The sequence below is a fragment of the Acinetobacter sp. 228 genome, from assembly GCF_048147885.1.
The window spans coordinates 1-1,488 of record NZ_JAYWYV010000227.1; the positions used below are offsets into that span (position 1 = coordinate 1).

At 41.7% G+C, this 1,488-nt stretch carries 1 protein-coding gene and 1 pseudogene; both read right to left on the bottom strand.

Annotated elements, in window-relative coordinates; translation table 11 throughout:
• Positions 1-1,191: TonB-dependent receptor plug domain-containing protein (locus VXQ92_RS17625; protein ID WP_416682686.1), on the bottom strand; the 1,191-nt coding region annotated here is incomplete at its 3' end.
• Positions 1,192-1,323: 132 nt separating this feature from the next.
• A pseudogene (locus VXQ92_RS17630) lies at positions 1,324-1,488 on the bottom strand (3-methyladenine DNA glycosylase); the annotation flags it as partial.

Consider the following 1,488-nt stretch of genomic DNA (forward strand, 5'->3'; position numbering starts at 1 on the left):
AATACCATCCGCATTAAAATTTTCAAAGCCTTTACGTTCCTCATCCATTGCATCGAGTGCAACCCCGATGCTTACAGTGGTATTTGGTAGTAGTTCTTTACCTGTCCAACGGAAATCAGCACCATAATAATTACGTTCAAAATCAATGAATCCGCCCGCATGCTTAGGGCTCTTTTGACCTGTATAAACTGGCTTGTCATTTTCCACTACTACCTGACCTTGTGGGATAGATTGATATTGAGTAACTTGGCGATTGACTAAATATGCCATGGCGTACAGTTCGTGCTGATCATTGATTGGTTTAAACCAAGTTATACCTGTTTGAGTTTGTTCAATATCTTTGCGCGCGTTAAACCCCATTTTTTTTACATAAGGAGCAATCTGTTTTGGGTTTGCTTGCCAATCCTTACGCTCTAACCCCATCGGATCATCGGCGTGGATTTTTACATAGTTGGTTACCCAGTTGATTTTACTACCATCATCAAGATTCCAGCTGAGCTTTGCATTATTTAGTACTTTTTCTGCACCGCTATGTTCGCGGTAACCGTCGGTATCAAAGTATGATGAGCTAATAATATAACTTGGTTCATTCGCCCCTTTTGCCCCACCTTGCAGCACAAGTCCTGCTCGGCTTTTATCATGGCTACCACCCGAATAGCTCAGCTCAATTGAGTCTTTCCCTTGCCCTTCTTTAGTAGAAGTTAAAATAGTCCCGCCTGATGAATTTCCATAAAGTGAAGAAAAAGGTCCTGTTAGAACTTCAACATGATCTAGACTGCTTAAGTCGATATTAGATGTTTGGCCCTGCCCATCTGGCATTGTTGCAGGGATACCATCCACATAAAGACGAATACCACGGACACCAAACGTAGAACGTGCACCAAAACCACGCATAGATAGCTGTAGATCTTGCGCATAATTTTCACGGTTACGAATCTGTAAACTCGGTATGCCCTTCACAACTTCAGTTAAATTTACTTGTGAAGAACTATCCACTTGAGGTGCCTCGATTCGGAAAACCGAAGCTGGTGTTTGTAAATAGCCGGTGTCAGTACGTGTCGCTTCCACATGTAAAGTTGGCAATTTGGCAACGTCTGAATTTAAGTCTTCGGCCCAAACAAGTGGGCTAGAAATACAGCCCATACTCATCAAAATACAGTAATGAAGTCGGTCTAAGCGTAATAAGGACATGCTTATTTCCTTTATTTATATTGTAGTTATGATAACAAAAAGCAGTGTCTTGTCTGGATATAGAATTCGGTCTACATTGTTGTAAATCTGGAACGCTCGTTTTGCCATATAAATTTGTTCTCCAGATGAGAATTATCGACTTAATGATGGATGATCTTTCCAGCAATACCGTTCAGGCCAGTCTTTTGCCTCCTCGGCATAATCAATTCCAATACGTGGCGTTAAAACCACTTCTGGCTGTATAGTGGCCGCCTCAATCCATAGTCCAGATTCTTCACCCAAAGTCTGGCCTTTTAA